The sequence below is a fragment of the Rhizobium sp. Pop5 genome (assembly GCF_024721175.1).
Lineage (GTDB): Bacteria > Pseudomonadota > Alphaproteobacteria > Rhizobiales > Rhizobiaceae > Rhizobium.
Genome location: NZ_CP099399.1, coordinates 2,627,300 through 2,653,941 on the forward strand (window position 1 = coordinate 2,627,300; position 26,642 = coordinate 2,653,941).

A 26,642-nucleotide genomic window follows, 5' to 3' on the forward strand; every position below is an offset into this window, starting at 1 on the left:
AGCTGCCCTCATTAGCTAACTTGGCTAACCATACCATCTCGCCATGAATTCCGCTATCGAATTCGAAAAGCCGGAACACGGACGATTATTGAACCATATCAAAATCATAAAGCCGGAAAGTGAATCACTTCCCGGCTTCATCGTCTCTTGATTCTTTGCATTAAGAACGGGCGGGCGCGTCTCTACGCCGCGTCCTCAATCTCCTCGTCGGCCTTACGCGGCACATAGTTCAGCACCGGCCCAAGCCACCGCTCGACCTCGGAAATCTCCATGCCCTTGCGCTTGGCATAGTCCTCCACTTGGTCTCGCTCCACCTTGGCGACGCCGAAATAATAGGAGTCGGGGTGGCCGATATAGAGGCCGGATACGGACGAGCCGGGCCACATCGCGTAGCTCTCCGTGAGTTTGACGCCGGCCGCCTTTTCCGCATCGAGCAGCTTGAAGAGCGTTGCCTTCTCGGTGTGGTCCGGCTGGGCGGGATAACCCGGCGCCGGCCGGATGCCGGCATAGGCTTCGGTGATGAGCTCCTCGTTGCTAAGCGTCTCGTCCTTGGCATAGCCCCAATGTTCGCGACGCACCTGCTCGTGCATGCGCTCGGCAAAAGCTTCGGCGAAGCGGTCGGCCAGCGCCTTGACGAGGATCGAGGAATAGTCGTCGTTCGACCGTTCGAAGCGCTCGGCGATGGCGATTTCCTCGATGCCTGATGTCACCACGAACCCGCCGACATAATCCTGCACACCGCTTGCAACAGGTGCGACGAAGTCCGAAAGCGCCACGTTCGCCCGACCGTCCCGCTTCGAGAGCTGCTGGCGCAACGTATAGAAGGTGGCAAGCTCCTGTTTCCGGCTCTCGTCGGTAAAGAGGCGGATATCGTCACCGACGGCACCGGCCGGCCAGAAGCCGATGACGGCGCGCGGACGGAACCACTTCTCGTCGATGATCTTTTTGAGCATCGCCTGCGCATCGGCCCAGAGCGCACGCGCCGCCTCGCCCTGCTTCTCGTCTTCGAGAATTGCGGGGAAACGGCCGCGCAATTCCCAGGTCTGGAAGAAGGGCGTCCAGTCGATGTATCTGGCAAGCTCCGCCAGATCGTAATCCTCGAACACCCGCGTGCCGAAGAATTGCGGCTTGGTCGGCTGGTAGGCTGGCCAGTCGGTCTTGTGCGCATTCTCGCGAGCGCGGGCCAGCGGCAGGCGCACCTTCTCCGCTTCGCTGCGGGCATGGGCGGCCGCCACCTTGGCATACTCGGCTCTTACATCATCGACATAGCCCTGCCGCGTTTCCGGCGAGAGCAGTGCCGAGACGACGCCGACGGCGCGGCTCGCATCGGTCACATAGACCGCCTGGCCCTTGTTGTAGCCCGGATGGATCTTCACGGCCGTATGCACGCGGCTGGTCGTGGCACCACCGATCAGTAGCGGGATTTCAAAGCCTTGCCGCTCCATCTCGGCCGCGACGTGCACCATCTCGTCGAGCGATGGCGTGATCAGCCCGGAAAGGCCGATGATATCAACCTTTTCGGCGATCGCCGTTTCCAGGATCTTCGTCGCCGGCACCATGACGCCGAGGTCGACGATCTCGTAATTGTTGCAGGCGAGCACGACGCCGACGATGTTCTTGCCGATATCGTGCACGTCACCCTTGACCGTCGCCATCAGGATCTTGCCGGCCGATTGCCGTTCCTCGCCGCCGTTGAGGCGCTTTTCCTCTTCCATGTAGGGAAGAAGCACGGCAACGGCCTGCTTCATGACGCGGGCAGATTTCACGACCTGCGGCAGGAACATCTTACCCGAGCCGAAAAGATCTCCGACGACGTTCATGCCGGCCATCAGCGGCCCTTCGATGACGTGCAGCGGCCGGGCGGCCTGCTGGCGCGCCTCCTCCGTATCGGCTTCGATATATTCAGTGATGCCGTTGACGAGCGCATGTTCGAGACGCTTCTCGACGCTCCATTCACGCCAGGAGAGATCCTGGACACGGCCTTCCCGGGCACCCGCACCACGGAAACGCTCAGCCACTTCGAGCAGACGTTCGGTGCTGTCGGGGCGACGGTTGAGCACCACATCTTCGCAGGCCTCGCGCAACTCAGGGTCGATGTTGTCGTAGACGGCGAGCTGGCCGGCATTGACGATGCCCATGTCCATGCCCGCCTGAATGGCGTGGTAGAGGAACACTGCGTGCATCGCTTCGCGCACAGGCTCATTGCCGCGGAACGAGAAGGACAGGTTCGAGACGCCGCCGGAAATATGCACGAGCGGCATGCGCTGACGGATCGTCCGCGTCGCCTCGATGAAGTCGACGCCGTAATTATTGTGCTCTTCGATGCCGGTCGCGACCGCGAAGATGTTCGGGTCGAAGATGATGTCCTCGGGCGGGAAGCCGATCTTTTCCGTCAACAGCTTATAGGCGCGCGTGCAGATCTCGACCTTGCGGTTGTAATTGTCGGCCTGCCCCGTCTCGTCGAAAGCCATGACGACGACAGCAGCGCCGTAATTGTGCAGCAGCCGCGCCTGGGCGAGGAAATTCTCCTCGCCTTCCTTCAGCGAGATCGAATTGACGATCGGCTTGCCCTGCACCCGCTTCAGGCCGGATTCGATGATCGAGAATTTCGACGAGTCGATCATCACGGGCACGCGGGCGATATCAGGCTCGGCGGCGATCAGGTTGAGGAACTCGACCATCGCCTTTTCGGAATCGATCAGGCCCTCGTCCATGTTGATGTCGATCACCTGCGCACCGTTCTCGACCTGGTCGCGGGCGACATCGAGCGCCGTGGTGTAATCGGCATTGGTGATCAGCTTGCGGAACTTCGCCGAGCCGGTGACGTTGGTGCGCTCGCCGACGTTGACGAAGGGAATGTCCTTGGTCAGCTCGAAGGGTTCGAGGCCAGACAGCGACATGAAGGGGCGATGCTCCGGAATCGGACGCGGCTTGTATTTCGCGACGGTCTCGGCGATCGCCCTTATATGTTCGGGCGTCGAGCCGCAGCAGCCGCCGACGATATTGACCAGGCCCTCGCGCGCGAAGCTGTCGATCTGGGCGGCCATCAGCTCCGGCGTTTCGTCATACTGGCCGAACTCGTTCGGCAGGCCGGCATTCGGATAGGCGCAGATGAAGGTGTCGGCGACGCCTGAAAGCTCCTGCAGATGCGGGCGCATCGCGTTAGCCCCGAGGGCGCAGTTGAGGCCGATCGTGAAGGGATTAGCGTGGCGCACCGAGTTCCAGAAGGCCGATGGGGTCTGGCCGGAGAGCGTGCGGCCGGAAAGGTCGGTGATCGTGCCGGAGATCATCACCGGCAGGCGTACGCCCTTGGCTTCGAAGCGCTCCTCGCAGGCGAAGATCGCTGCCTTGGCGTTCAGCGTGTCGAAGATCGTCTCGATGAGGATGATATCGGCGCCGCCGTCGATGAGACCGTCGATCTGTTCGCCATAGGCGTCACGCAGATCGTCGAAAGTGACTGCGCGGAAACCCGGATTGTTGACGTCGGGCGAAATCGAGGCGGTGCGGTTGGTCGGCCCGATGGCGCCGGCGACGAAGCGGCGGCGGCCGTCCTCGCGCTCGGCGCGGACAGCCGCGCGGCGCACGATCTCGGCACCTTCCTTGTTCAGCGCATAGACCTCGCCTTCCATCCGGTAATCGGCCTGCGCGATGCGGGTCGAGGAGAAGGTGTTGGTCTCGAGAATATCGGCGCCAGCCTTGGCGTATTTATAATGGATCTCTTCGATCGCATCCGGCTGACTGAGGATCAGAAGGTCGTTGTTGCCCTTCTGGTGGCAGGCGCAGCCGATGAAGCGCGTACCGCGAAACTGGTCTTCATCGTAGCCCAGCCCCTGGATCTGCGTGCCCATGGCGCCGTCGAGAACAAGGATGCGCTCGCTCGCGGCTTTTTTCAAAGCTGCGAAAACTTCACTGCCGTCGCGCTTGCCCCCTTCGGGACCAAAGAGATTGTCGAACACGGGAGGGCTCCTTGACGTCGTAAGACCAGACAGTCCAAATCACATAAAGATATCTTTATGTCAATATATGCCTGTCGATTTCGTAGTTTTCAAGCCCGTAACGCCGGATGTATTTTCGGACACGCAAAGGACGCTCTACGCTTTCAATCCTCGTATTGTGCCTTCAGAAAATCGGTTCCTGATTTTCGCGCCGATGCGCTAACCGGATGACAGACTCGCGCGACCTCTATATACGCGTTTGCGACATAGTGCGCACGAAATCGGAGGAGTATCATGGCACCCGCAACCGGCAACGCCGCACTCGGAAACTGGACGGGCCGCGCCTATCATCGCGGCTGGCTGCTCGCCCAGGCAAACGGCCTCTTCGATTTCTTCCAGCACAAGTCGATCAATCCCAAGGGCGGCTTTTACGATCTCGACGATACCGGCTGGCCGCTTGACGCCGAGGGCCAGGTTCGCAGCATCCATATCGCGGCGCGCGCGGTACATTGTTTCTCGATCGGCGCCCTACTCGGCCGTCCCGGCGCCTCCGACGTCGTCGACCACGGCATGGACTATCTCTGGAACCATCACCGCGACCGTAAAAACGGCGGCTATTTCTGGTCGCTCAACAATGCCGGTCCCGTCGATTCCAACAAGCAGGGCTATGGCCATGCCTTCGTTCTCTTGGCCGCCTCATCCGCCAAGACGATCGGCCATCCGCTGGCTGACGGCATGCTCGCCGATATCACGGAGATCCTGAACACGAAGTTCTGGGAGCCGCAAAACGGGGCGATCGCCGAGGAATTCACCGCCGACTGGCAGCCGCTCGACGGCGGCGCCTATCGCGGCCAGAATTCCAATATGCACCTGACCGAAGCGCTGATGGCAGCCTTCGAAGTCTCCGGCGACAGGCAATACCTGGCAAAGGCCGAAAGCATCGCCGATCTCGTCATTCGCCGCTCGGCCGGTTCGGTCGACTGGCGCGTCGCCGAACATTTCGATGCCGAATGGAACCTCGATAAGGATTACTATCATCCGAACGAAATGTTCCGCCCGGCCGGCACGACACCCGGCCATTGGCTGGAATGGGCTCGCCTCATCCTGCAGCTCTGGGCGCTCGGCGGCAAACGCATCGCATGGATGCCGGATGCAGCGAAAGCCCTTTTCGAGCAATCCATGGCGCTCGGCTGGGACAACGACAAGGGCGGCTTCTATTACACGCTCGACTGGGCGGACAAGCCCGCCAAGCGCAACAAGCTCTGGTGGCCGGCCTGCGAAGGCGCCGCTGCCGCGCACTTCCTCAACGAACACCTGCCGAGCGACTATCACGAGGAATGCTACCGCAAGATCTGGAACGTTATCGAGCGCGCCTTCATCGACCACAAGAACGGCGGCTGGCACGAGGAACTGACGGAGGATCTCGTTCCCTCCCACTCGCTCTTCCCCGGCAAGGGCGATATCTACCACGCCCTGCAGGCCTGCCTGATCCCACTCTTCCCGGCGACGGGCAGCCTGACGAAGGGGATACTCGAAGCCGGCGGCAGGCTCTGAGGCGAAAGCCTCAGCAGCCCTGTGCCGATTTTGCGTTTACAGCTACCTCTCGAACTGGCGCGCTTCTCGATTTGCTTCATTGAGGTCGTTTCGCACGCGATCCTGATCGTCACGTATGTCGCTGAGTTCCTTTTCGAGATCTTGAACCTTCCAGTAATTCAAAAGTGAACTGTCTTCCGCAGGATCTTTCTTCATTTTTTCCTTTAATTCTTCAAGCTCCTCTTCTTTGCGTTTGTAGTCGTCTTCGAGCCACCACAGTTTCAATCTAAGCGAATACTGGCGATAGCCGACCTCGTGACCACGCAGGAACTGAGCCTCCGTCTTAGGCGGGCACAGACCGTTATAGCTGTGTCCATGCTGTCCTTCCCAAAGCCCGCTCCACGCTGTGCAATAACGCAACAGACCTTTCTTGTAGCCCTGATTCCAAAGGCTGAGGTTCGGCACGACCTTTACTCGTTTGCAGGACTTAATGTGCCCTTCAAACCGCTCTTGCGGCTGATAGCCGTTGAACCCATCAGTGAAACCGATACCTTTCCAGTCGCCGGCAAGGCAGTCCTTTTTCGAGATCGTGTAGCAAGAGGTAAGGAACAGACTAATGCCGATGGCGGCAATGATAGAGAATAAACGCAACATAACGAACCCGCCCAACAGAACAAAACAGGAACATAATTACCAGTTGCGTATCCGTCTGTCACTACGCGCGTTCGTGCGATCTTCCATTTGGGCAGCTTTATTTTGGGTGCGAAGTCACGACCCGAAAAGTGTCCTCGACAACCGTCGGCAAGCTTCGACGCCGGGCTCAATACCCCGGCGCGGGCAACGCGACGTTCGGGTTCCGCTGGAACCACTCGACATCCTCGTTGACGCGGTCGAGATCGTCCTGCACGTCGCGCTGGTCGCGGCGAATATCGTGCATGTCGTCTTCCAGGTCTTCGACCCGCCGGCGCAGTTCGGATCTCTCCTCGTCCTTCGCATCCTTCAGCTTGTCGGAAAGCTCGTCGATGCTTGCCTCCTTTGAGCTGTAGTCGTTCTGCATCGAGGTGAGGCGTTCCTGGAGCCCGTGCTGCTTGGCTCCAAGGTTGAAGCCGCGCAGAAAGCCCTGAGCGGTGTCCGGCGGGCAGACATTGGCGTAGCCGCCACCCGACTGGCCGCGCGCCAGTCCGCTGAGCGGCGTGCAGTAACGCACGAGGCCGGCCTGATAGCCCTGGAACCAGATCGTCTGATCGGGCACGATCTTCACCCGCTCGCAGGATTTCGCGTGCGCGGCGAAGCGCTGCTGCGGCTCGTAGCCGGCAGCGCCGTCGCTCTCGCCGATCACCCGCCAGTCGGCGGCGACGCACTCCTCCTTGGAAAGCGTGTTGCAGGAGGCAAGGAAGAGGCCGAAACCGATGGCGGCGGCAAGCGCGAGGAACAGGCGGATCATGATGTCCCGGAAAGGTTAAGGAGGGCGATGCCGCACCTTAGCCGCAGGACAAGCCCGCGTCACCGGAGCGGCGACGCGATTTTGCATTTTTGATGGCTTTTTTCTGTCGAAATTACGGCAGGGATAGCCGCATCAAAGCGGGGCGAGCCGCAACGTGTCCAGATCCTTCGCCAGCATCAACGCCAGCGCTTCCACCACGAGGTTGTGGTCGTCTCGCTGCGGCAAGCCGGAGACGGTCACCGCGCCAACGCAGCCCGTGCCCCTGACATTGATCGGGAAACTGCCGCCATGCGGCGCATAGTCGTCGCCGGAAAGCCCGTTGTCCTCGACCGTCTTGCCGTCCTTCTTCAGTTTCAGGCCGGAAGCATAGCTGCTGCGAAAATAGCGCAGAACCATATTACGCTTGCGGCGGACCCAGTTGACATTGTCGGGCGTGACACCCGGAAGCGCCGCATAGAAGACCGGCATCGAATGCAGGGTCACGTCGATCGCGATGCCGAGGCCGCGCTCGGTGCCGAGTTCCTGCAGGAGCTTGCCGAGCTGCCATGCCGTCGTCAGGTCGAAAGCATCGAAGCTCAGCGCCTTCTCCTGCTCCGCGATCCGGCTGAGATCGTCCTCGATGGTCATTGGTAAGCCCTCCTCTGCAGCGATGATCCCCTGCAGACCATTCTCGCCGGAGGCAAAAAAGTAAAGCAAAACTTGACGCTATCGCGTTCAGAGCTTCGGTGTCAGCATCTCGAAGCGGTCGCGGATGGTGGCGCAGGTATCGCCGCCGAGCCTTGCGATGGCGTCGATGGCGGCCGGATCGACATGCAGCCTTTCGGGATCGACGACGCCGTCACGATAATGCGCATAGACGATCTCGCCCATGATGATCTGCCTGGAGCGGCCGAGTTCCAGCGTCACATGCCGCCGGCATTCGAAGGCGGCCGGCGCCTCCGCGATGTAGGGCGAGGCCACCTTCTCGCCCGGCATCGCCGTCAACCCCGCCTCTTTCAGCTCGTCGACGCCGCGCGAATATTTGGCGCCGCAGACATGCATCGCCTCGGCGATCGCGAAGGAGACGATATTGACCGTGAAGACCTCGGTCATGCGGATATTGTGGCCGGTGTCCTTGAACGACATGTCGGGATGGTTCTCGACCCCGATCGCCAAGATAGGCGGATCAGCCGAAAGGCAGTTGAAAAAGCTGAAAGGTGCGGCGTTGATCCGCCCGTGCTCGTCGACCGTCGTCACCAGCGCGATCGGTCGCGGAATGATCGTGCCGATCATCAGCTTGTAGCGTTCGCGCTCCGTCAACTGCTCGAAGTCGAAGGAAATAGCCATCGGTTCAGACAGCCTTCGGAACCGGCGAGAAACCGCTCATCGCGCCGATGAAGGGTTTCGGCAGCGGCGCTGCGTAGGAGCCGCGTTTGCTGGTGGAAAGCCCGAGCGACACAAGCGCCTCGGCCTGTTTGACGGCAGTCGCGACACCATCGACGACAGGCACGCCGTAGATCTCCTGCAATTCTCTGGCGAGATCCGTCATGCCGGCGCAGCCGAGCACGATCGCCTCGGCGCCGTCTTCCGCAAGCGCCCGCTCGATCTCGGCGCGAAGTTTGCCGATCGCGCCGGAAGCCGCATCCTCCAGTTCCAGCACGGGGATATCGGAGGCGCGCACCTTGGCGCGCTCGCCCATGCCGTAGCGGCGCACCAGATTGTCGATCAGCACCCGCGACCGCTCCAGCGTCGTCACCACAGTGAAGCGCTGAGCGAGAAAACCCGCCGTCGCAACCGCGGATTCGCAAAGCCCGAGGATCGGCACATCGGCAAAACTGCGTGCCGCTTCGAGCCCCGTATCGTCGAAGCAGGCGATGACAGCCGCGTCGTAGCCCTCGCTTTGCCGCTCCCTGAGTTCGGAGAGGAGGCCGGGAATCGCCAGCGCCCCGTCGTAATGGCCTTCGATGGAGACAGGTCCCATGCGCGAGGTGGCTGCGATAATCTCCGTGCCTGAAGCAGCCACCGCGCGCGCGGCGGTCGCGGCCTTCTCGGTCATGGAGGCCGTGGTATTCGGATTGATGATGAGGATGCGCATTTCAGCCTGTCTTTGCCTGTCTCCGGCTGAGCATGGTCATGATGCCGAGCGCGATGAGAATAATGGTGAAGGAAAACAGTGTCGTCACCGTGCCGAGGGCATAGAGCACGGGCGTCGTGACGTTGGTCGTCATGCCGTAGATCTCGAGCGGCAGCGTGTTGTAGGTGCCTGACGTCATCAACGTGCGGGCAAACTCGTCATAGGAGAGCGTGAAGCCGAACAGGCCGACGCCGATCAGACTCGGCGCGATCATCGGCAGCACGACATGGCGGAAGGTCTGCCAGGAGGAGGCGCCGAGGTCGCGCGCCGCCTCCTCATAGGCCGGCGAGAAGCGATTGAAGACGGCAAACATGATCAGCACGCCGAAGGGCAGCGTCCAGGTCAGATGCGCGCCGAAGGCCGAGGAGTACCAGGCGGGCTTCAGCCCACCCTCCTGGAAAACGACGCCGATGCCGAGCGAGACGATGATCGACGGCACCACGAGGCTTGCGACGGTGGCATAGAACAGCACCGTAGAGCCACGGAAACGGCGGCGGAAGGCAAGGCCGGCAAGCAGCGACACGACGACGGTCACCACCATCACCATCAACCCGAGCGAGAAGGAACGACGGAACGAGGCGCCGAAATCGCCGACCGCCTGTTTCTCGAACAGATTGAAGAACCAATGCGTGGAAACGCCGTTCATCGGGAAGGTCAGGCCGCCGTCCGGCCCCTGGAAGGAGAGGATAAGGATCGCCGACAGCGGACCGTAGAGGAACAGCACGAAGACGATGAAGAAGATCGCCAGCAGATAGAATCCGAGGCCGCGTTTTTCGTGGTTCATCTCAAAGCTCCTTGCGGATATCGACGACGCGCAGGATGGCGGCGACCATCAGCAGCACGACAGCGAGCAGCACCACGGCATTGGCAGCCGCCGCCGGATATTGCAGCAGCGACATCTGGTTCTTCATCATCAGCGCCACCGAAGCGCTCTGTCCGCCGGACATGACCTGCACCGTCGAGAAATCGGCCATCACAAGCGTCACGACAAAGATCGTGCCGATCGCCATGCCGGGCTTGGCGAGCGGAATGACGACGTTCCACAGCACCTGCCAGCCGGATGCGCCCGCGTCGCGCGCCGCCTCGAACAGCGACCGGTCGATGCGCATCAGCGTGTTGAAGATCGGCGTCACCATGAACAACGTATAGAGATGCACCATGGCGAGCACGACGGCGAAATCGGAATAGAGCAGCCATTCGATCGGCTGCGGAATGATCCCCATCTGGATCAGCGTCGAATTGACGAGGCCGTTGCGCCCGAGCACCGGAATCCACGAGATCATGCGAATGATGTTCGACGTCATGAACGGCACGGTGCAGACGAGAAAGAGGATCATCTGCGTCGAGGTCTTGCGGATATGGAAGGCCAGGAAATAGGCGACCCAGAATCCGATGACCAGCGTCAGCGCCCAGACGATGGCGGTGAATTTCAGCGTATTGAGATAGGTCTTCCACGTCACCCATGAACCGAGCGTGTCGGTGTAGTTCATGGTGAGGAAATCGGGATAGAGGCCGGCGAAATCATAGTCCCACAAGCTGACGATAGCGATCATGGCAATCGGCAGCAGGAAGAAGAAACCGAGAATGGCGATGAGCGGGCTCGCCTGGAGATAGGAGATGGCCGAGGGAGAGAGGCGGAAGGTACGGCGGTGCGCCGGCCGCGAAGCCTGATCCGTCTGCTCTGAAGCGATCGTTGCCATCCCTTGCCCTTTCGCAAGTCATTCATCATCCGCATAGGGAGGGCTCAAAAGACCCCTCCCCAACCCTCCCCACAAGGGGGAGGGAGTTTTAGGCCGCACCCTCGCCGGACTCCCTCCCCCTTGTGGGGAGGTTTGGGGAGGGGAAAACGGCAATCGCCTTAGGCAGCGATGAACTCGTTCCAGCGGCGAACCATGTAGCGGTCCTCGTCCATGACCGAGTTCCAGCAGGCGACCGCGCCCATGCGGGCTTCGAAGGCACCGCCGTCGCGGACTGCGCCGGCCTTCTCCATGACCTTGCCTTCGGGAGAAAGGATATCGCCCTGCGCCGGCTTGCCCTCGATCCAGTAGCCCCACTCGTCTGCCGTCATGAAGTTCTTGGCAGTCTCCATGCAGGCGGAATAGTAGCCCTGGCGGTTGAGGTAACCGCCGACCCAACCTGATGTGTACCAGTTGATATATTCATAGGCCGCATCGAGCTGTGCGCCCTTGAGGTGCGACGCAAGGCCGAGACCGCCGCCCCATGCGCGGTAGCCTTCCTTGAGCGGCTGGTACTTGCAGGCGATGCCCTTGGAGCGGACGGCGGCAACGGCCGGCGACCACATGGACTGGATGACGACTTCGCCCGATGCCATCAGATTGACCGACTCGTCGAAGCTCTTCCAGAAGGCGCGGAACTGACCGTCGCCCTTGGCCTTGATCAGGAATTCGATCGTCTTGTCGATCTCTGCCTTGGTCATGTTGCCCTTGTCGGCATATTTGATGTTGCCCATGGCTTCCATGATCATCGCCGCATCCATGATGCCGATCGACGGGATGTTGAGGATCGAGGTCTTGCCCTTGAACTTCGGGTCCATGATGTCGGCCCAGCTCGTAATGTCGCGGCCGACGAGATCCGGACGGATGCCGAGCGTATCTGCATTGTAGATGGTGGGAACCATCGTCATCCACTGCGTCGGCTCCTTGGCGAACTTCTTGGAAGCCTGCTCCTCGACGAAGCCGACCGTGTGCGGTGCGGTACCCTGGGCAATGACGCTGTCCGGCTTCATCTTGCCGTTGATGAACAGCGGCACGATCTTGTCGTAATATTTGAGCTTCTTGACGTCCATCGGCTGCAGCACGCCTGTCGGGAACACCTTCTTGGCTATCCAGTATTCGATGTCGGCGATATCGTAGCTGTCGGGCTGGGTGACGGCGCGCTGGGCTGCGGCGTCGGAATCGGTTGCCGTCATCTCCAGCGTGATGCCGAGATCGGCCTTGCACTTCTCGGCGATCGCATTGATGTTCGAAACGCCGGTGCCGAACTGGCGAAGCGTGATGTTCGTCTGCGCCCAGATGGAGGGAAAGCCGGTGATCGCGCCGGAGCCGGCAATGGCGCCGACGGCAGCCGCACCCGTCTTCAGGAGCGTGCGGCGGGAAAGACCCTTCTCCGCCTTGGTCGATGTCGTTTCAGTCGTCATGTCAGTTCCCCTTTTCTTGATGTGGAAGTTGATGGTTCATGCGGAGGTGCGGCCGAGCAGCACGGCATCGTCGAGCGCCCAGCTGAGCGCGATGGCATCGCCGACCGAGACCGGCCGGTCGAAATAAGCGCCATCGTCAGATATGACGGTGAAGTCGTCGCTGCCGGCGCCGAGAACGGTGATCTTTACCGAAGAGCCGCGATATTCGACGTTGGAGACGATGCCATTGAAGCCGAGCGTCCATTCGGTCGCGACCTGCAGGCGCACGCGGTCGGTGCGGATGCCGATATCGACCGGCTCGCCAACCGCCCTGCCTGATCCGCGCACGGAAAAGCTTTGGCCCTCGGGCACGGTCATGACGATCACGCCGTTCTCGCTCGACGTCACCCGGCCGGACAAAACATTGTGGTCGCCCATGAAGCGGGCGACGAAGGCCGTCGCCGGCCGCTCGAAAACTTCGCGGGGTGCGGCCGCCTGCTCGATCCGGCCATCATTCATGATGACCATGATATCGGCGAGCGCCATCGCCTCCTCCTGGCTGTGGGTGACATGGACGAAGGTAATGCCGAGCGACTTCTGGAGTTTCTTGAGCTCTGCGCGCATGCGGATCTTCAGGAAGGGATCGAGCGCCGACAGCGGCTCGTCGAGCAGCAGCGCTTCGGGATCGGTGATCAGCGCGCGCGCCAGTGCCACGCGCTGCTGCTGGCCGCCGGAAAGCTGAGCCGGACGCCGGTTGGCATAAGGCTCCATCTGCATCAGCTTCAGCATTTCGAGCGCCTTGGCCCGGCGCTCCGCCTTGTCGACGCCCTTCATCTTCAGGCTGAAGGCGACGTTGTCGATGAGATCGAGATGCGGGAACAGCGCATAGGACTGAAACATCATCGCCGTGCCGCGCCTGGCCGGCGGAAAATCGGTGACGACTGTTTTGCCGAGCCGGATATCGCCCGAGGAAATGCTCTCATGGCCGGCGATCATGCGCAACGTCGAGGTCTTTCCGCAGCCCGACGGACCGAGGAAGCAGCAATAGGAGCCGGCCGGAATCTTCAGGCTGATCGCATGGACCGCCGTCGTCGCGCCGTACACCTTCGAAACGGATACTATATCGATCTCTGCTGCTTTCGACATCATGCCTTCCCTTGTTCGGAAAAGACGATGCATCTGCCGTGCCAGATTGCGTTACGCCGTCTTAAACCCTTATGAGGCAAGGATTTTCAACATCATTCGGCACACACGAGCATTTTATGGGCAGATCGACATATGCACAGGAATTAGGCTTTCGTCCTCAATTCGTGCAAATAATCGTATACAATTTGACCGTCATTTCGCGCGCAAATTCGTTTAACTTTTGCCGCGAAGCCGGATATGGTTTGCACGTTCACCAGGAAACGATTTCATGAAATCCGCTGCCAAGGTCCAGCAGGCCGAAGATACCGCCGAAACCGGCGCGCAACAGATCCGCGACGCCATTCGTGAAGCGATCGTCGAGCGCAGGCTTTCGCCCGGCACCAAGCTTTCCGAAAGCGATGTCGGCAATCTCTTCAGTGTCAGCCGCACGCTTGCCCGCGCCGCCTTGCAGGCGCTCTCCTATGAAGGCCTCGTCAGCGTCGAGAAGAACCGCGGCGCCTTCGTCGCCTACCCTTCACCCGATGAGGCCCGGCAGATCTTTTCCGCCCGCCGCCTGGTCGAGCCCGGCATATTGCGCGAGGCGGCAGAACGGATCACGCCCGCCGATATCGGGCGCATGAGAGAGCTTCTGTTGGAGGAAGGCCGCCTGATGAGCGAGCGCGGCCAGACGGCGCGCCGGGCAGAGATCAAGGCATCCGGCGATTTCCATCTGATGCTGGCGGCAATTTCAGGCAATGCGATCATGCAGCGCTTCATGGAAGAACTTGTTGCCCGATCTTCCCTGGTGATCGCGCTCTACGGCCAGTCGACCGTGTCGAGCTGCGGCCATTCGGAACATGGCGACATCATTGCGGCGATCGAAAGCAACGACCTCGATCGCGCCTGCCAGCTGATGCTGCACCACATCGCCCATATCGAGGCCGATCTCGACCTGCGCGAACGCAAGAGCCTTGGATTGAAGGAAGCCTTCGAGCTCTGAACGCCGAAAAGGCGCGAGCGGCTTTCGCCACGTCCGCGCCCGAACAACCAAAGCCTCGAGCAGTTACCAAGGCGTAGTCTTCGGCAGGCTCTCAAGGGCCTCGAAGATTTCCTCCGCGGTGCGCGGCTCGCTGGAGCGCAGTTTGACGGTTCCGTCGCGCCCGATCAGGATCAGACCGAATTCGCCGGACGGCGGCCCCTGCAGCCGCTCTCTCACATCGTCGGCATCGAGTTCCCAGTCGTCGTCGAACAGCGCAAAGGCGCCGCCGCCGGCGATGCTGAACACCTCGATGTCTTCCTCGATGAGACGCATTTGCGCCTTGCGCAGCCACTCGTCCTGAATGAGAGGGCGGTCGTCCTGCGCATCGGCAAAGATGATCAGCACGCGCTTGCTGTCGCGAAACTGCTCGAGTGATCGCGGGAGTTCCGGCTCGCGGTGAGGCGCGCCGATGATTTCATGAACGATGGATTTCAGCATGTGCTCATTCCTCGGCCATCTCTGATGTGGCCGTGCTGCCGGACTAACGGATGGGGATGGGCGAGGTTCCCAGGGCAAGAGGAAAAGGATCGCGGCCATGGCCACGATCCCTAATCCAGTCAGTCGCGGCTCTGGTCTTCGGCCGCGTGGGCCGAAACGGCGACGAGGTCTGCGGTGCCGTTGGCGAGAAGGCGCTTGCGCACCAATACACGCATTACGCGCGCCGCCGTCGAGAAGGTCATCTGGTCGAGCGGGCCTTCGCCCTCCCATGGCTTTGTCAGCCGTTCGGTGACGGCGCCGACGATATTCATCGGCACGATGTCTGTGCATTCGCGCATGGCCTCGAAAACGAAGCTGATGGGCATGACCCGTCCTTCGTGAGTCACGATCGGTTCGGTCAATTCGCTGTCCCATTCCTCAAAGGCATAGAGCGCTTCGCGAAACAGCTGCTGGAGGGTAAACGGCGCGTGGCCGTCATGAAGTGGCGGCAGGGCATTCATCATGTCTGTCTCCTCTTGATGGATTGAAGCCAAAGTCCTCCGGTATCGGTCGCATCAACGCGGGAATGGCCAACAATTTGCCCCCTGCGAACCGAATAACACTATTGATTCTATAGAGTAACGCGGCGGGGATAAAGCCATTTATCCCAACCTGCGGAAGCGAATTTCATAACGCTATGATATAGCTTCATTTTTTAGTTGAAATTTTCTCAACGGGCGCCACCGTTAAAATTCTATGCCATCGGCGTGAAATTGCTTCGGAATGGCACCGCGCGGCCAAAAAACCCTGAAAATTCACGGAACTTTTATGGCTGTAATCTGTTTTGTTCGGATAACTCGCCAAACCGACTGGGATTACCACCAATGACGCCAATCCGCGAATCGGAGCGCCGAAGCAGGATCCTGCGCGGCCGCCCCTATAGCCTTGATGAATTCGCTTCCAAATATGGACTGCGCAGCGATCAGGCCGAGAGCCTGTACACCCGTTTCGGGCCCTCTTCGATCGAACTCGACCTGCTGATGGCAGCCAAGCGCCGTCAGCCGGCTCCGCGGGACAGAATTGCCGAATAACTCCCTTTCACGAATGGAATGGATAAATGAGCGACACACGTCACGAATGGATCAGCAAAAGAGCTTACTCGATCTGGGAAGAACAGGGCCGTCCCAGCGGCCGAGATGACGAGCACTGGCGCCAGGCGGTAGCCGAACGCAATGCTCTGGAACGCACGCGGGCCACCGTCGACGGCCGCGAGGTGCTGGTGAAGTTTCGCACGAAACCCGCACGGCCCGAAATGCCGCGGCAAGACTGGATCAATCCGTCGACAAAGGTCGGATGATCCCGCACGCAGCGCACCGGCTCAGTCCAGGCTGAGCCGGAAGCGCACTTTCCCCTCCCCTCAGAACATCATGAAAGTACAACTCTGAGCTGCAGCGAGCGGCGCATCGAAGGTTTCGATCGCGAGCCGATCTCCGCCATGACCGCCGTGCGCGGGCTTGTATTTATGCCCACCGCAGCTCCGTATGCGTCGTTAGCGGCTGGCCATGCCGGCGGATCAGCCCCCACCCGAACGCCTGCTCCCAGTGCCGCGACTTCTCCTGCCCCGCGCGAATTGAGATGGCCCAGGATCAGCCACGCGCTTGTCTCCCGGATGAGTTTCGGCCCGTCGGGATTTTCCGCATGGAAATGTACGCCCGTCTCGATCGCCTGCGGAACGAAACTCTCATGATATTGCCGGCGAACTTTCTCGGCATAGCCGGTAGGCACGCGCCTTTCAGCGAGATCAATTCCGTTCTGCTCGCGCCCCGGCATCCGAATCATTCGTGCCGGCAAGCGGCAGACATAGGAAACAGCTCCTGAATGCCGGATGTTATTCGGCCAACATGAGCCGCTTTGGCACGGTGTAACCGTTTACATCAACACCATTGCGCCCGTCTGAAACGCTTCGTCAAGCATGATGGCGCAAATCGATCGAAGAACGCGGTTTCTCATTGACCTCCTTGGAATGCCGCCGTTCGGTGGTCTCAGCAGATCGGTTACGAGAGCAAGATGAGAGCGTCCCGCGGCACAGCCTCGCTGGCCGCGACGGGCGCCGGTTTCAATGTCCGGCCAGGCCTGTTGATATAGGGAGAGAGTCGGAGCCTGCTCGCAGCGCCGCGTCAGAAGGCGTTGCTTTCCTCACAGAGCGCTTTATGGACAGCAGTCCAGAACAGCGCCATCGGGGTGTCGCCGTTGCGTTCGGCAACGAGCGCGCGGATGAGCGCTTCGGAACCTGCCATGTCCTGCCAGCTGGATTTCAGGCCTTTGGCCGCCTGCTGGCAGTCGACAATCTCGAATGGTCTCTTGCTGTCCATATGAGGTCTCCTCATGAAGGCGCTAGCAAATGGAGGCGAGTTAGTCATTCCCCGCATATGTGGGGATGCCTTGTATTTGTGACGTTCGTCACGTTAAAATTGAGGGAATTGGGGCGGTAGGAAATGAACGAGAATACCTATAGCGAAAAGTTCGAGTCCGCTTTCGAACAGATCAAGGGTGCGGCCAATGTGGATGCCGCCATCCGCATTCTGCAGGCGGAATATGCGCTCGATTTCGTGACCTACCATCTCGCCCAGACGATCGCGAGCAAGATCGATTCCCCCTTCGTGCGCACCACTTACCCCGACGCCTGGGTCTCGCGCTACCTCCTCAACAGCTATGTGAAGGTCGATCCGATCGTCAAGCAGGGCTTCGAACGCCAGCTGCCCTTCGACTGGAGCGAGGTCGAGCCGACGCCGGAGGCCTATGCCATGCTGGTCGATGCCCAGAAGCACGGTATCGGCGGCAATGGCTATTCCATTCCCGTCGCCGACAAGGCGCAGCGTCGCGCCCTCCTCTCCGTGAATGCCCGCATACCGCAGGAGGAATGGATCGAGCTCGTACGCCGCTACCGCAACGAGTGGATCGAGATCGCCCATCTCATTCATCGCAAGGCCGTCTACGAACTCTACGGCGAGAACGATCCCGTGCCGGCGCTGTCGCCGCGCGAGATCGAATGCCTCCACTGGACCGCTCTCGGCAAGGATTACAAGGACATCTCGGTCATATTGGGCATATCGGAGCATACCACGCGCGATTACCTGAAGACCGCCCGCTTCAAGCTCGGCTGCGCCACGATTTCGGCCGCCGCCTCGCGGGCCGTGCAGCTGCGTATCATCAATCCCTAGAACAACCCGAAAATCAGAACGGTTTTCGGACGATGCCCCGATCAAAAAAGCCGGAGCCTCGCGGTTCTTGCCGCGCCGCGGCTGCACGTGTCCTAACCCGTTTCATCATACTTTTGGGCTAATCCCCCCATCTGGGGGGGCCTATCTGAGGGAATTTCCGATCCGGCCTGCCTGAACCATTCTGCTTTCCACGGACTTGAAAACGCTGGAGGGCAAAATGTTCGTTATCATTCAGGCACATGAGTATCAGAAGTACGCTGCCGTACTCGACCAGATGTTTCGCCTGCGCAAGAAGGTCTTCGCCGATACGCTCGGCTGGGACGTTCCTGTCATCGGCCCATACGAGCGCGACAGCTACGATTCTCTTTCACCCGCCTATCTCGTCTGGTGCAACGACAGCCGCACCCGTCTCTATGGCGGCATGCGCTTGATGCCGACGACCGGCCCGACCCTTCTCTACGACGTCTTCCGTGAGACGTTCCCCGCCGCTGCCGAGCTCGTCGCTCCCGGCATCTGGGAAGGCACGCGCATGTGCATTGACGAGGAGGCGATAGCCCGGGACTTCCCGAATATCGACGCCGGCCGCGCCTTCTCGATGATGCTGCTCGCCCTTTGCGAATGCGCGCTCGACCACGGCATCCATACGATGATTTCCAACTACGAACCCTATCTCAAGCGCGTCTACAAGCGCGCAGGCGCCGAAGTGGAAGAACTCGGCCGCGCAGACGGCTACGGCAAGTACCCCGTCTGCTGCGGCGCCTTCGAAGTGTCTGACCGCGTGCTGCGCAAGATGCGCGCCGCCCTCGGCCTGACCCTACCCCTATATGTCAGGCACGTACCGGCCCGCTCGGTCGTGACCCAATTCCTGGAGATGGCAGCATGAACCGCCTCGCTGAAACAACCGCAATGCAGAAAGATATCAGCGCGCTGGAGCGCCACGTGCTCGCATCCCGCGATATCGCCACGCAGATAGGGGACCCCTTCCTCTCCTATCTCCTCTCGATGGCTCTGTTCACGATCTACGAGAAGAAGGCCCATCACGAAAACGAGGCGCTGAAGAGCAGCTTCAGCTGAGGGCGCGGTTCCCTCCGCCGCATCTGAAGACGAGCATACCTCCCGGCGCCTCGCGCGCAGCCGCAAAACCAGTCCCCGTTTTGCGGCTGCGCGGCGTTTGAGAGCTAGGTCATTAGGGAATCGATCGCCGAAATCAGCGCATCGTGCATATAGGGCTTCGGCAGGAAGGCGGTATTGGCGGGCAGCGCCATCGGATCGAGCCGCACCATGCCCGAGGTGATGATGATGCCGATGTTCGGCCGCATCGCCCTCACGCGCTTGGCAAGCTGGATCCCGTCCATCGAACCGGCCATGTTGACGTCGGTGAAGAGGATATCGACATCCGGCCGCCCCTTCAGCACCACCAGCGCCTCGTCGGCATTCGCCGCCTCAAGCGCCACATGGCCGACGTCCTCAAGCACGTCGAGGATGTTGAACCGGATCACCGACTCGTCCTCCACGATGAGCACCACGGCACTGTTCGAACCCACCATCTGCAATCGCCCTCTTCATACGGTATGTGATTCGAATAAGTGTCGCCGCCGCGAGAAGGTTCCAGTGCCTCTGCCCATGAAATATGCATCGTCCACAGATGCTTGTGGCCCCGGCTTGTAGCTCCCTGCAATTTGCGTTAGAGCGAAACCCATGCTGCGGGAACCATTGCCCCGGCATCACGGCGCCGGCCTCCGGCGCCAAGGCGCTAACATCGGCGCCAGGGGCCTGTAGCTCAATGGTTAGAGCCGGCGGCTCATAACCGCTTGGTTGGGGGTTCGAGTCCCTCCGGGCCCACCATTTCGTTTAAAATCAATGAGTTGGATATCGGTTTCTTGGGAAGACATCCAAGGGGGACATTGGGTTGTTCATCCATGACTTCGCCCACTGAGAGAGGAGCATCTTTGCTTCTCGAAGCCAGTCAGTCGACGAAGTCGTTCCGACTGAAGCTTGATCTCAAGATCAGCTTGGCTTCGGTCCTCGCCTTTTCTTCGGGCTGTAATGCGAAACCCTCCTGTCTTTCGACGGGGGGCTTTTGTTTGCAGTCTCTTCGGTCTTGACGAATCAGCGGACTTAACTATCTTTGTGATTAGGAACTCTGTCCGAACCGAACTGAACTCACGTAGCGGAACAATCAGCGCAACACTCGGAAGAACAATCCTACAGCCGCCAAGCTGGATAACAGCGGCGTTCTGGGTGGGTGCCCTAATTATTCTTCTCTTAGTTCGCGGCAATAGCCGTTTTCACTGCAGATCTGCATCAGGTTTGATCGCCTGAACGTTCGGGCATGTTCAAGGATAATGAACATGCGTTTCATTTACTTGCGCGGCCGGGGCTTCAAGATCGAAGTCGAGCCGGATTACCGCTGCGATCATGCTGATCCAGCTGTTTCTGTGAGAGTCGGCCGGCATCGCTGCCGGCCTTCTTCGTTGGGCGAATGACGAGTATGCCGCCGAGGATGCATGCAGGGTCTTGATGATATGACGCAGCGCGGTGCCGCCTCAAAGCCATCGCCTCTTATTCCGCGCCGCTTGAGTTCAATATGCAGGCGTCAGGGTGGATCAGTGTGGTTGCGCACTGGCTAATGGAAACATTTCCAGAAAGTGGCATTGCTGCAGAGTGGGCAGCGCTGTCTACGATCGACCTCGGCTTGCCGATGCAGACGCCAAGCATGTTTCAACGAAGCCTTGCGAAAGATGCAATAGACAGTCGCCTACGGTGGCTTGCCGGCCTGCCCACGAAGGCTGTGCTGCGGGCTATGACTATGCCTCATCAGGTGAACAAGCAAAGCCTCGAAACGGGAAGGAGAGAGGTCAAGCTTGCTCTAACATCGAGGGCCGTCGTTGATCCCGCAAGGATAGAAGCTTTAGCTCAGTTGTCGCCGTCTGATTTCGATCTGACGAAGCTGATACGCCTTTGTGAAGAGCTCAACCTCGCCTTCGCAACCGAGAGCTATCTTTCGATGGCAATGCTGACGAGGGCCATCGTTGATCACGTCCCACCCATCTTCGGAAAGCAGTCGTTCGCAGAAGTCGCTAACAACCATGGTGGAGCAACGCTGAAGCGAGAGTTCAAAAACCTAGATACGACATCACGCAACATTGCAGACCTGCATCTACATTCTCATATTCGAAGGAAAGAGGTGCTTCCGACGATAACGCAAGTTGATGCCTCAAATTCGCTTGACGTTCTGCTGGCCGAGATAATTGTGATTTTGACACAGAAGGGTGGCCGGTAGCTAATCCGAATGCTCGGACGTACTCAACTGGAACGAGTCTTGAAGTGATTCGTTGAGTCGCGTGTTCCGTGGGAGGGGATGCGCCATGAGCAAACCGAAGTTCAGACCGGTCACCATCACGATCGGCGGCAAAAAGCGGACACTCCGCACCGTTCTGCAGGCAGGAAATACCCTGATGAACGACTGGCCAGAACAAACGCCGGCGGCAAGGGCCGCCGAGATGTTGGTGCTGGATGCGATCAACGAGGTTGCGTCGCCAGAAGAAGTGCGTCGCGCTCTTATCGCCGCTGCAAAGCTTAGCGATATTGATTGCAGTTCGTAACTCTTCCCTGCTGCGGGGGACTTCATCGCCGAAATACATAACGAGCGGGCGGGACAGTTCCCCTCGGCGATTGCTTATCTGTGCTAGCTATGTCGTCATCGATTGCGAGCTGAGCACGGCCCTAATAACTGCAAGACCGCCCGTCACTCGGCCGGAATCCACCGCCACACGCCGGATTGAGTGGCTGACTCTCATAATGATAGCTGCCACCATAATAGCCGCCACCAATCGACGAAGTCTGATCGAGGCTTCCGGAAGAGGTGCAGCCCGAAGTGATCGTGGCGAGGCTGATCAGCGTGCTGGTCATGATGAATGCGAAAAATCGGGTCATCTGAGCTTCTCCTTCGCGAGGGGCATGGCTTTTGCCCCAAGTGCACAATTTATAGCGCCCGACCGCCCGGACGACCCCTCTTAACGTCAATGTGATCACCTCGCAGGCTGCTTTCTCAAGCCCATGCGCTGTCACATAACTGTCATGCAAAATTGCCCATTGTTCCGGCAGTCTGGGCAAAATATACGCTGCCGGCTAACAAAAAAAAGAATGAGTAACTGCCATGAATGCCATACAGAAACTTTTCAACCGCCGGCTCTTGAGCCGTTTCGTCAGCGGTTTCGGCGCTGTTCCCCAGCGCATGCGCGAAGCTCGCGAAGAGCGTAAGCCCGCCATCCATCCGTCCTTCATGGATGATTTCGGCGCCTAAGCTCTGCTAGCTGCCGGGTAGATAACGATCTTATCCCGGCCAGCCCCCTCCTCAGTTCACGACGGCTGCGGCCGGTTCGCCCCAGCTGGAAATGGGTTGGCCGGCCTTCGTCGCCACGCGCATGTCGTAGAGCGCGAGCGAGGCCTGGAGCTGGCGCATTCGCTGCAGCGATTGATGATGCCGCCGATATACTGCACGCAGTCGCTGGCGCTGCCCTGCACGGAGCCCGTCGCCCAATCCTTGACGATCCCGTCGGCGCCCACCAGGAAATAGGAAAGCCGGTTGTTCTGCGATACCGTGGAACTGCCGACCAGGCCGGCGAAATTCGTGCCGGTCTCGGTCTTGGCGGCCGGCGCCATGTGCCGGTAGATCGTCATGCCGTTCTTCAACGACGTCGCCCCGATCATCGGCCCGAAGGTCGCGCCGGAGCCGGAAAGCTGCGCCATCGGCGACTGGCCGAGATTGGCGATGTCGGTATAGGGCTTGCCCAGCGCATAGCTGGTGTAAGAGCGGTTGGCGGCGTTCTCCGCCTTTTCCGCCACCTGAGAGCACCCCGCCAGACTGATGGCGAGGCCGATCGAAAGAATTGCCATGAAGCGCATGCTGCCCCCTTGCCGGCCACGACGTGTCCGGAAGCCCCTGTTTCTTAACCCGCCGTCTTTGCTATCAGGTTTGCGGGATTTGGGAAGTGGCCTGTTTATGCGGAGAGGAGCATGTTTGCTTACCACTTTACCGGTGTGCCGTGGGACGCCCCCCTCTGCCCTGCCGGGCATCTCCCCCACAGGTGGGGAGATCGGCTGGGCGCGATGATTTCCCCAAACAATTGGGGCTTGCAGCTCGGCGAAACGGTAGAGAGCCGGGAAGGTCTAGCCACTTGCCAATCTCCCCCCTTGTGGGGGAGATGCCCGGCAGGGCAGAGGGGGGTCCCACACGGCACACCCTCTCAAGTTCCTCTCACATTATTTCTCTCCACACGCCCGCGCCCCTCCCTTCCGCCGCAATAGCTTCACAATCAACCGACAGAAAGCTGATCCGGGAAACGACAACTAGGGAATGAAAACATGGCGCCGATTCTTTCCAAGACTGTTCTTATGACTGCCCTTCTGGCTCTGCCGCTTGCCGCCGCAGCGCCCGCATTCGCTCAGGAGGCAAAGCCGCGCGAGCCGGTGATCTCGGTAACGGGAGACGGCGAATCGGCCGTGGCGCCTGACATGGCGGTCGTCAATCTCGCCGTCGTCAAGCAGGCCAAGACCGCCCGCGAAGCGCTCGACGAGAACAACAAGGCGATGAACGACGTGCTCGCCGCGCTGAAGAGCGGCGGCATTGCCGAACGCGACCTGCAGACTTCGGGCTTTTCGATCCAGCCGCAATACAACTATCCGCAGCCGACCGACGGCCAGCCCGCACAACCGCAGTTGATCGGCTACCAGACCATCAATTCCGTCACCTTGCGGCTGCGCGATCTTTCCAAGCTCGGTCAAGTGATCGACCAGTCCGTCAGCCTCGGCATCAACCAGGGCGGCGACATCCACTTCACCAACGACAAGCCGGAAACCGCGCTCGAAGACGCGCGCAAGAAGGCCGTTGCCGATGCGGTCAAGAAGGCGAAGACGCTGAGCGAGGCCGCCGGCGTCAAGCTCGGCCGCATCATCGAGATCAACGAGAACGTGCCTCGCCCGCTGCCGCAGCCGGTCTATCGCGCCACGATGATGAAGGAAGCCTCTGATGGCGCCGTTCCCGTCCAGGGCGGCGAGAACAACTACAATGTCAGCGTCACCGTGACCTTCGCGATCGAGCAGTAAGGCTTCGGCCGGGCGGAAGAAGATCGCTTCTTCCGCCCGGCTACAAACGGGCTCACAAAAAGAAACCGCCCTTGCCAATCCGGGGAGACGGGCAAGGGCGGTTTTCTATAGCACCGCACGTCTTTCAGACGCGCAAAGAACGCTGTAACACTTTGAATTGCTGCATAATTTGTCTCTAAATCGATACCGATTTAGAGAATTATGCTGGAGCACCGCATCGGGGAGACGAGGCGGCAATTCTCTTAGTAGCGGCGCAGAGCGGGGCAGCCGCGCACATTGGCGAAGCTCATCTCATCGGGACCGCGACGAGTCCAGCCCTGCACGATGACGCGGCGCGGGGTGATATCGACGACGCGCGCGCGGCGGAAGCCGTAGTCCCTGGCCATGTCTTCGGCGAGACGCGGATCGCAGCCGCGCATCGGCCGGCCGTAACCGGGCGGCGGGGGCGGACGGCGATAATCCGGCGGCACACGACGGTATTCCGGGGGCGGACCACGGTCCGGTTCGCCGATAATGATATTGAACTGGGCGGCAGCCGGGGCCACCGTGCCGGCAAGGGTGCCGGCTGTCAGCATGACGGCAAGACCCGCCTTTGCCAAAAACTGCATCATCTAAAAACTCTCCTTTGAAGTCGGTGCGGCCAGGCCACCCTCCCACTCTCCGCATCACGCCGCACCATCATGCGGGAATCACCCATACGGATTAGACAAAAGACGGCTGAAAGTGGCGCAGTCAAGGCAAACCGGCGGCAAGCGCCGCCTCAGCGCCGGATCAGCGGGCAGCCGCGCACATTGGCGAAGGTGATCCTGTCCCAGCCGCGGCGGTCGCGCCCGGCAACGACGACGACACGCGGCGACATGCGAGTGATGCGGACGTCCCGCAGGCCGAAATAGTGCGCCTTGCGCACCGCCTGCATCGGCGAGCAACCGTGAATGGGCTGATGATATTGCGCTTCGATGGCGTAGCGGGTCTGCGGTCCCGCGGCGGCTGCCGTGGAAACGGTGGCCGGAATGGCGCAGAGGGCGAGCAATGCGGCAAGCGAAGCCTTGGCGAGGAAATGCGTCATGGAGTGTCTCCGTCGAGGGATATTACAAAGCTCCCCTTTCAGGGATTGTCTCGACAGTAAACGCTGCAAACTGAATGGCGTTCGAACCAGGCATTCACTTCTCATTCAGAAGGATTAACCCTTTCAGGGGCTGAGATGCAGGACGATTTCCCGCCGATGCGGCCGGTCGCGATGTTCGAAGAGATAGAGGCCCTGCCAGGTTCCGAGCATCAGGCGGCCGCTCGCGACGGGAATGCCGATCGATACCTGCGTCAGCGCCGACTTGATATGCGCCGGCATATCGTCCGGCCCTTCGTCCCGGTGCACGACCCAACCCATCGCGGGATCGGAGGCCGGCGGCACGAGGCGGCTGAAGAACGAGATAAGGTCTGTGCGCACGTCGGGATCGGCGTTTTCCTGGATCAGCAGCGAGCAGGATGTGTGGCGCACGAAGACGGTGAGCAGCCCCTCGTCCCGTCCCGACGCGCTGACGAAGGCATCCGCCTCATCGGTGAATTCGTAAAGGCCCTGTCCGCGCGTGGACAGTGTGAGGATCGTCTGGGGCAAGGCGTCTTCCTATCTCGCAAGGCTATCCCCGCGAGTTGGCGCGCCCTGGCCGGCAAGTCAAGCTCGCCGGGGCAAGTCAAGCTCGCCGGGGCAAGTCAAGCTCGCCCGGGCGAGTAAATGCTTTGCCTCAAAATGACGACAGGATGAAACGCCGGTTGGCGGCGAGCACCGGCCGGGCGTTCATCGGATAGAGCGACGTGAAGGCCTTTATATCCTTTTCATCGACCTCGATCGGCTGCTTCAGAACCATCCAGTCGACGATCTCGCTGCACGGCGGCGTCGTCAGCGATCCCTCATAGGACCAATAGCTGCGCTCCTTCGGCAGCAAGCCGTTCGGATCGACATCGTCGACGGCGGCCTCCCCGCCCGCCTTTTTCGGAAAGGCGGCGGCGAGCCGCGAGAAATCGGAATTGGCGGCCCCCGGCGTCACGAAGACACCGAGCACTCCCAGCGCGCCAGTCTCCTTGTGCCGATGGACGAAATGCGCCTCCATCGGGAATTTCTGTCCGTCGACATGGTGCTCGCTCGGCGCATGAAAATGATATTCCAGCAGTTCGTAACTCTTGCCACCGCGCGAAAGCCTGCTGCCCGCGGGCGTGTTGACCCGGATCGTGTGCCCGTTATTGACGATTTTACCGCCCGCCTTCCAGTCGATCTCAAGCGGCGGAAGCTCCGCCTTGACGGCGCCGGTCAGATCGAGCGGCGATTGCTGCGAACCGGCCGAGCAGGCGGCATTGTCAGGCGCCATCGCGCCCCAGTGGTCCGGGCCGGACTGGCCCTCATAGCTCCAATGCGGCCCCCCGGCGGCAAGCGCCGCCCTGGCGCAGGCCGGGCAGGCGCCAAGCACGATCAGTCCCTTGATGAAGTTGCGCCGCTGCATGTCCGCTCCCCCCATTGCCAGGCGTCAGCTGCGGCCCGGCGAAACGCTGGCGGACTATATCACAACCGCGAACGGATTG

The 26,642-nt window shown here is 60.4% G+C and carries 31 protein-coding genes, 1 tRNA gene and 1 pseudogene; 12 read left to right on the forward strand and 21 right to left on the reverse strand.

Annotated elements, in window-relative coordinates:
• Positions 1-182: 182 nt before the first annotated feature.
• Positions 183-3,956: a methionine synthase gene (gene metH, locus NE852_RS15300; protein ID WP_258155796.1), complete on the reverse strand. Its 3,774-nt coding sequence runs from the start codon at positions 3,954-3,956 to the stop codon at positions 183-185.
• A 273-nt stretch (positions 3,957-4,229) separates the two neighbouring features.
• Here metH and NE852_RS15305 point away from each other — a divergent pair, with 273 nt between their 5' ends.
• Positions 4,230-5,489: an AGE family epimerase/isomerase gene (locus NE852_RS15305; protein WP_008531029.1), complete on the forward strand. Its 1,260-nt coding sequence runs from the start codon at positions 4,230-4,232 to the stop codon at positions 5,487-5,489.
• A 42-nt stretch (positions 5,490-5,531) separates the two neighbouring features.
• On the opposite strand, the gene NE852_RS15310 is transcribed toward NE852_RS15305, so the two are convergent.
• From NE852_RS15310 to NE852_RS15350, 9 genes are all read right to left on the reverse strand, one after another.
• Entirely contained in the window at positions 5,532-6,122 is a 591-nt protein-coding gene (locus NE852_RS15310; RefSeq protein WP_008531027.1) for a DUF2799 domain-containing protein, read from the reverse strand.
• A gap of 166 nt (positions 6,123-6,288) precedes the next feature.
• Positions 6,289-6,912 carry a DUF2799 domain-containing protein gene (locus NE852_RS15315; RefSeq protein ID WP_008531025.1) on the reverse strand — a complete coding sequence of 208 codons (624 nt, stop codon included), beginning with the start codon at positions 6,910-6,912 and terminating at the stop codon, positions 6,289-6,291.
• 132 nt (positions 6,913-7,044) lie between these two features.
• Entirely contained in the window at positions 7,045-7,539 is a 495-nt protein-coding gene (locus NE852_RS15320; RefSeq protein ID WP_008531021.1) for a heme-degrading domain-containing protein, read from the reverse strand.
• A gap of 87 nt (positions 7,540-7,626) precedes the next feature.
• Positions 7,627-8,238: a flavin reductase family protein gene (locus tag NE852_RS15325; RefSeq protein ID WP_008531020.1), complete on the reverse strand. Its 612-nt coding sequence runs from the start codon at positions 8,236-8,238 to the stop codon at positions 7,627-7,629.
• Positions 8,239-8,242: 4 nt separating this feature from the next.
• Positions 8,243-8,986, reverse strand: a complete 744-nt coding sequence (locus NE852_RS15330; RefSeq protein ID WP_258155797.1) for an aspartate/glutamate racemase family protein — start codon at positions 8,984-8,986, stop codon at positions 8,243-8,245.
• A 1-nt stretch (position 8,987) separates the two neighbouring features.
• Positions 8,988-9,809 carry an ABC transporter permease gene (locus NE852_RS15335; protein ID WP_258155798.1) on the reverse strand — a complete coding sequence of 274 codons (822 nt, stop codon included), beginning with the start codon at positions 9,807-9,809 and terminating at the stop codon, positions 8,988-8,990.
• Between the two features lies 1 nt (position 9,810).
• The gene (locus NE852_RS15340) at positions 9,811-10,725 is read right to left on the reverse strand and encodes an ABC transporter permease (RefSeq protein WP_008531016.1); all 915 of its coding nucleotides are present in this window, start codon (positions 10,723-10,725) and stop codon (positions 9,811-9,813) included.
• 158 nt (positions 10,726-10,883) lie between these two features.
• Positions 10,884-12,182, reverse strand: coding sequence for a PotD/PotF family extracellular solute-binding protein (locus NE852_RS15345; protein WP_008531015.1), 1,299 nt, complete (start codon positions 12,180-12,182; stop codon positions 10,884-10,886).
• A 36-nt stretch (positions 12,183-12,218) separates the two neighbouring features.
• Positions 12,219-13,307, reverse strand: coding sequence for an ABC transporter ATP-binding protein (locus tag NE852_RS15350; RefSeq protein WP_258155799.1), 1,089 nt, complete (start codon positions 13,305-13,307; stop codon positions 12,219-12,221).
• Between the two features lie 268 nt (positions 13,308-13,575).
• On the opposite strand from NE852_RS15350, the gene NE852_RS15355 reads away from it, so the two are divergent.
• On the forward strand, positions 13,576-14,286 hold the full coding sequence (locus NE852_RS15355) for a GntR family transcriptional regulator (RefSeq protein ID WP_008531006.1): 711 nt from the start codon (positions 13,576-13,578) through the stop codon (positions 14,284-14,286).
• Between the two features lie 63 nt (positions 14,287-14,349).
• Here NE852_RS15355 and NE852_RS15360 read toward each other — a convergent pair whose 3' ends face one another.
• Positions 14,350-14,763 (reverse strand): DUF4174 domain-containing protein, encoded by a 414-nt coding sequence (locus NE852_RS15360; RefSeq protein WP_008531004.1) that lies wholly within the window; start codon positions 14,761-14,763, stop codon positions 14,350-14,352.
• A 119-nt stretch (positions 14,764-14,882) separates the two neighbouring features.
• Positions 14,883-15,266 (reverse strand): hypothetical protein, encoded by a 384-nt coding sequence (locus NE852_RS15365; protein ID WP_008531003.1) that lies wholly within the window; start codon positions 15,264-15,266, stop codon positions 14,883-14,885.
• 360 nt (positions 15,267-15,626) lie between these two features.
• On the opposite strand from NE852_RS15365, the gene NE852_RS15370 reads away from it, so the two are divergent.
• Both NE852_RS15370 and NE852_RS15375 read left to right on the forward strand, forming a co-directional pair.
• Positions 15,627-15,833 (forward strand): hypothetical protein, encoded by a 207-nt coding sequence (locus tag NE852_RS15370; protein WP_008531002.1) that lies wholly within the window; start codon positions 15,627-15,629, stop codon positions 15,831-15,833.
• A gap of 26 nt (positions 15,834-15,859) precedes the next feature.
• Positions 15,860-16,099, forward strand: a complete 240-nt coding sequence (locus tag NE852_RS15375; RefSeq protein WP_008531001.1) for a DUF2934 domain-containing protein — start codon at positions 15,860-15,862, stop codon at positions 16,097-16,099.
• Between the two features lie 175 nt (positions 16,100-16,274).
• Here NE852_RS15375 and NE852_RS15380 read toward each other — a convergent pair.
• Together NE852_RS15380 and NE852_RS15385 are read right to left on the reverse strand one after the other, a co-directional pair.
• Positions 16,275-16,572: pseudogene (locus NE852_RS15380) on the reverse strand (hypothetical protein); the annotation flags it as partial.
• Positions 16,573-16,919: 347 nt separating this feature from the next.
• On the reverse strand, positions 16,920-17,114 hold the full coding sequence (locus tag NE852_RS15385; protein WP_008530999.1) for a hypothetical protein: 195 nt from the start codon (positions 17,112-17,114) through the stop codon (positions 16,920-16,922).
• Between the two features lie 123 nt (positions 17,115-17,237).
• On the opposite strand from NE852_RS15385, the gene NE852_RS15390 reads away from it, so the two are divergent.
• The 3 genes from NE852_RS15390 to NE852_RS15400 all read left to right on the forward strand — a co-directional run bounded on the left by NE852_RS15390 (position 17,238) and on the right by NE852_RS15400 (position 19,037).
• Positions 17,238-17,963, forward strand: a complete 726-nt coding sequence (locus tag NE852_RS15390) for a LuxR family transcriptional regulator (RefSeq protein WP_008530998.1) — start codon at positions 17,238-17,240, stop codon at positions 17,961-17,963.
• A 217-nt stretch (positions 17,964-18,180) separates the two neighbouring features.
• A complete protein-coding gene (locus NE852_RS15395) occupies positions 18,181-18,846 on the forward strand; it encodes an acyl-homoserine-lactone synthase (RefSeq protein WP_008530997.1) in 666 nt (221 codons plus the stop codon).
• Positions 18,843-19,037: a hypothetical protein gene (locus NE852_RS15400; RefSeq protein WP_008530994.1), complete on the forward strand. Its 195-nt coding sequence runs from the start codon at positions 18,843-18,845 to the stop codon at positions 19,035-19,037. Before NE852_RS15395 ends, NE852_RS15400 begins: the two co-directional genes overlap by 4 nt.
• Before the next feature lie 104 nt (positions 19,038-19,141).
• On the opposite strand, the gene NE852_RS15405 is transcribed toward NE852_RS15400, so the two are convergent.
• The gene (locus tag NE852_RS15405) at positions 19,142-19,510 is read right to left on the reverse strand and encodes a response regulator (RefSeq protein WP_008530992.1); all 369 of its coding nucleotides are present in this window, start codon (positions 19,508-19,510) and stop codon (positions 19,142-19,144) included.
• Positions 19,511-19,732: 222 nt separating this feature from the next.
• On the opposite strand from NE852_RS15405, the gene NE852_RS15410 reads away from it, so the two are divergent.
• The 3 genes from NE852_RS15410 to NE852_RS15420 all read left to right on the forward strand — a co-directional run bounded on the left by NE852_RS15410 (position 19,733) and on the right by NE852_RS15420 (position 21,568).
• A tRNA-Ile gene (locus NE852_RS15410) sits at positions 19,733-19,808 on the forward strand.
• Between the two features lie 742 nt (positions 19,809-20,550).
• Positions 20,551-21,246 (forward strand): hypothetical protein, encoded by a 696-nt coding sequence (locus NE852_RS15415; RefSeq protein WP_008530990.1) that lies wholly within the window; start codon positions 20,551-20,553, stop codon positions 21,244-21,246.
• 85 nt (positions 21,247-21,331) lie between these two features.
• Positions 21,332-21,568, forward strand: coding sequence for a DUF982 domain-containing protein (locus NE852_RS15420; RefSeq protein WP_008530989.1), 237 nt, complete (start codon positions 21,332-21,334; stop codon positions 21,566-21,568).
• Positions 21,569-21,689: 121 nt separating this feature from the next.
• On the opposite strand, the gene NE852_RS15425 is transcribed toward NE852_RS15420, so the two are convergent.
• Positions 21,690-21,899 (reverse strand): hypothetical protein, encoded by a 210-nt coding sequence (locus tag NE852_RS15425; RefSeq protein ID WP_037173082.1) that lies wholly within the window; start codon positions 21,897-21,899, stop codon positions 21,690-21,692.
• A 223-nt stretch (positions 21,900-22,122) separates the two neighbouring features.
• Between NE852_RS15425 and NE852_RS15430 the strand changes: the two genes are divergently transcribed.
• Positions 22,123-22,269: a hypothetical protein gene (locus tag NE852_RS15430; protein ID WP_008536996.1), complete on the forward strand. Its 147-nt coding sequence runs from the start codon at positions 22,123-22,125 to the stop codon at positions 22,267-22,269.
• A 56-nt stretch (positions 22,270-22,325) separates the two neighbouring features.
• Here NE852_RS15430 and NE852_RS15435 read toward each other — a convergent pair whose 3' ends face one another.
• Positions 22,326-22,862: a hypothetical protein gene (locus NE852_RS15435; protein WP_245270946.1), complete on the reverse strand. Its 537-nt coding sequence runs from the start codon at positions 22,860-22,862 to the stop codon at positions 22,326-22,328.
• A 468-nt stretch (positions 22,863-23,330) separates the two neighbouring features.
• Here NE852_RS15435 and NE852_RS15440 point away from each other — a divergent pair, with 468 nt between their 5' ends.
• Positions 23,331-24,071, forward strand: coding sequence for an SIMPL domain-containing protein (locus tag NE852_RS15440; protein WP_008530987.1), 741 nt, complete (start codon positions 23,331-23,333; stop codon positions 24,069-24,071).
• A gap of 242 nt (positions 24,072-24,313) precedes the next feature.
• Here NE852_RS15440 and NE852_RS15445 read toward each other — a convergent pair whose 3' ends face one another.
• The 4 genes from NE852_RS15445 to NE852_RS15460 all read right to left on the reverse strand — a co-directional run bounded on the left by NE852_RS15445 (position 24,314) and on the right by NE852_RS15460 (position 26,563).
• On the reverse strand, positions 24,314-24,682 hold the full coding sequence (locus tag NE852_RS15445; RefSeq protein WP_008530986.1) for a hypothetical protein: 369 nt from the start codon (positions 24,680-24,682) through the stop codon (positions 24,314-24,316).
• Positions 24,683-24,831: 149 nt separating this feature from the next.
• Positions 24,832-25,137, reverse strand: a complete 306-nt coding sequence (locus NE852_RS15450; RefSeq protein ID WP_008530985.1) for a hypothetical protein — start codon at positions 25,135-25,137, stop codon at positions 24,832-24,834.
• A 123-nt stretch (positions 25,138-25,260) separates the two neighbouring features.
• On the reverse strand, positions 25,261-25,683 hold the full coding sequence (locus NE852_RS15455; protein ID WP_008530984.1) for a secondary thiamine-phosphate synthase enzyme YjbQ: 423 nt from the start codon (positions 25,681-25,683) through the stop codon (positions 25,261-25,263).
• Positions 25,684-25,810: 127 nt separating this feature from the next.
• Entirely contained in the window at positions 25,811-26,563 is a 753-nt protein-coding gene (locus tag NE852_RS15460; protein WP_008530983.1) for a carbonic anhydrase, read from the reverse strand.
• Positions 26,564-26,642 lie beyond the last annotated feature (79 nt).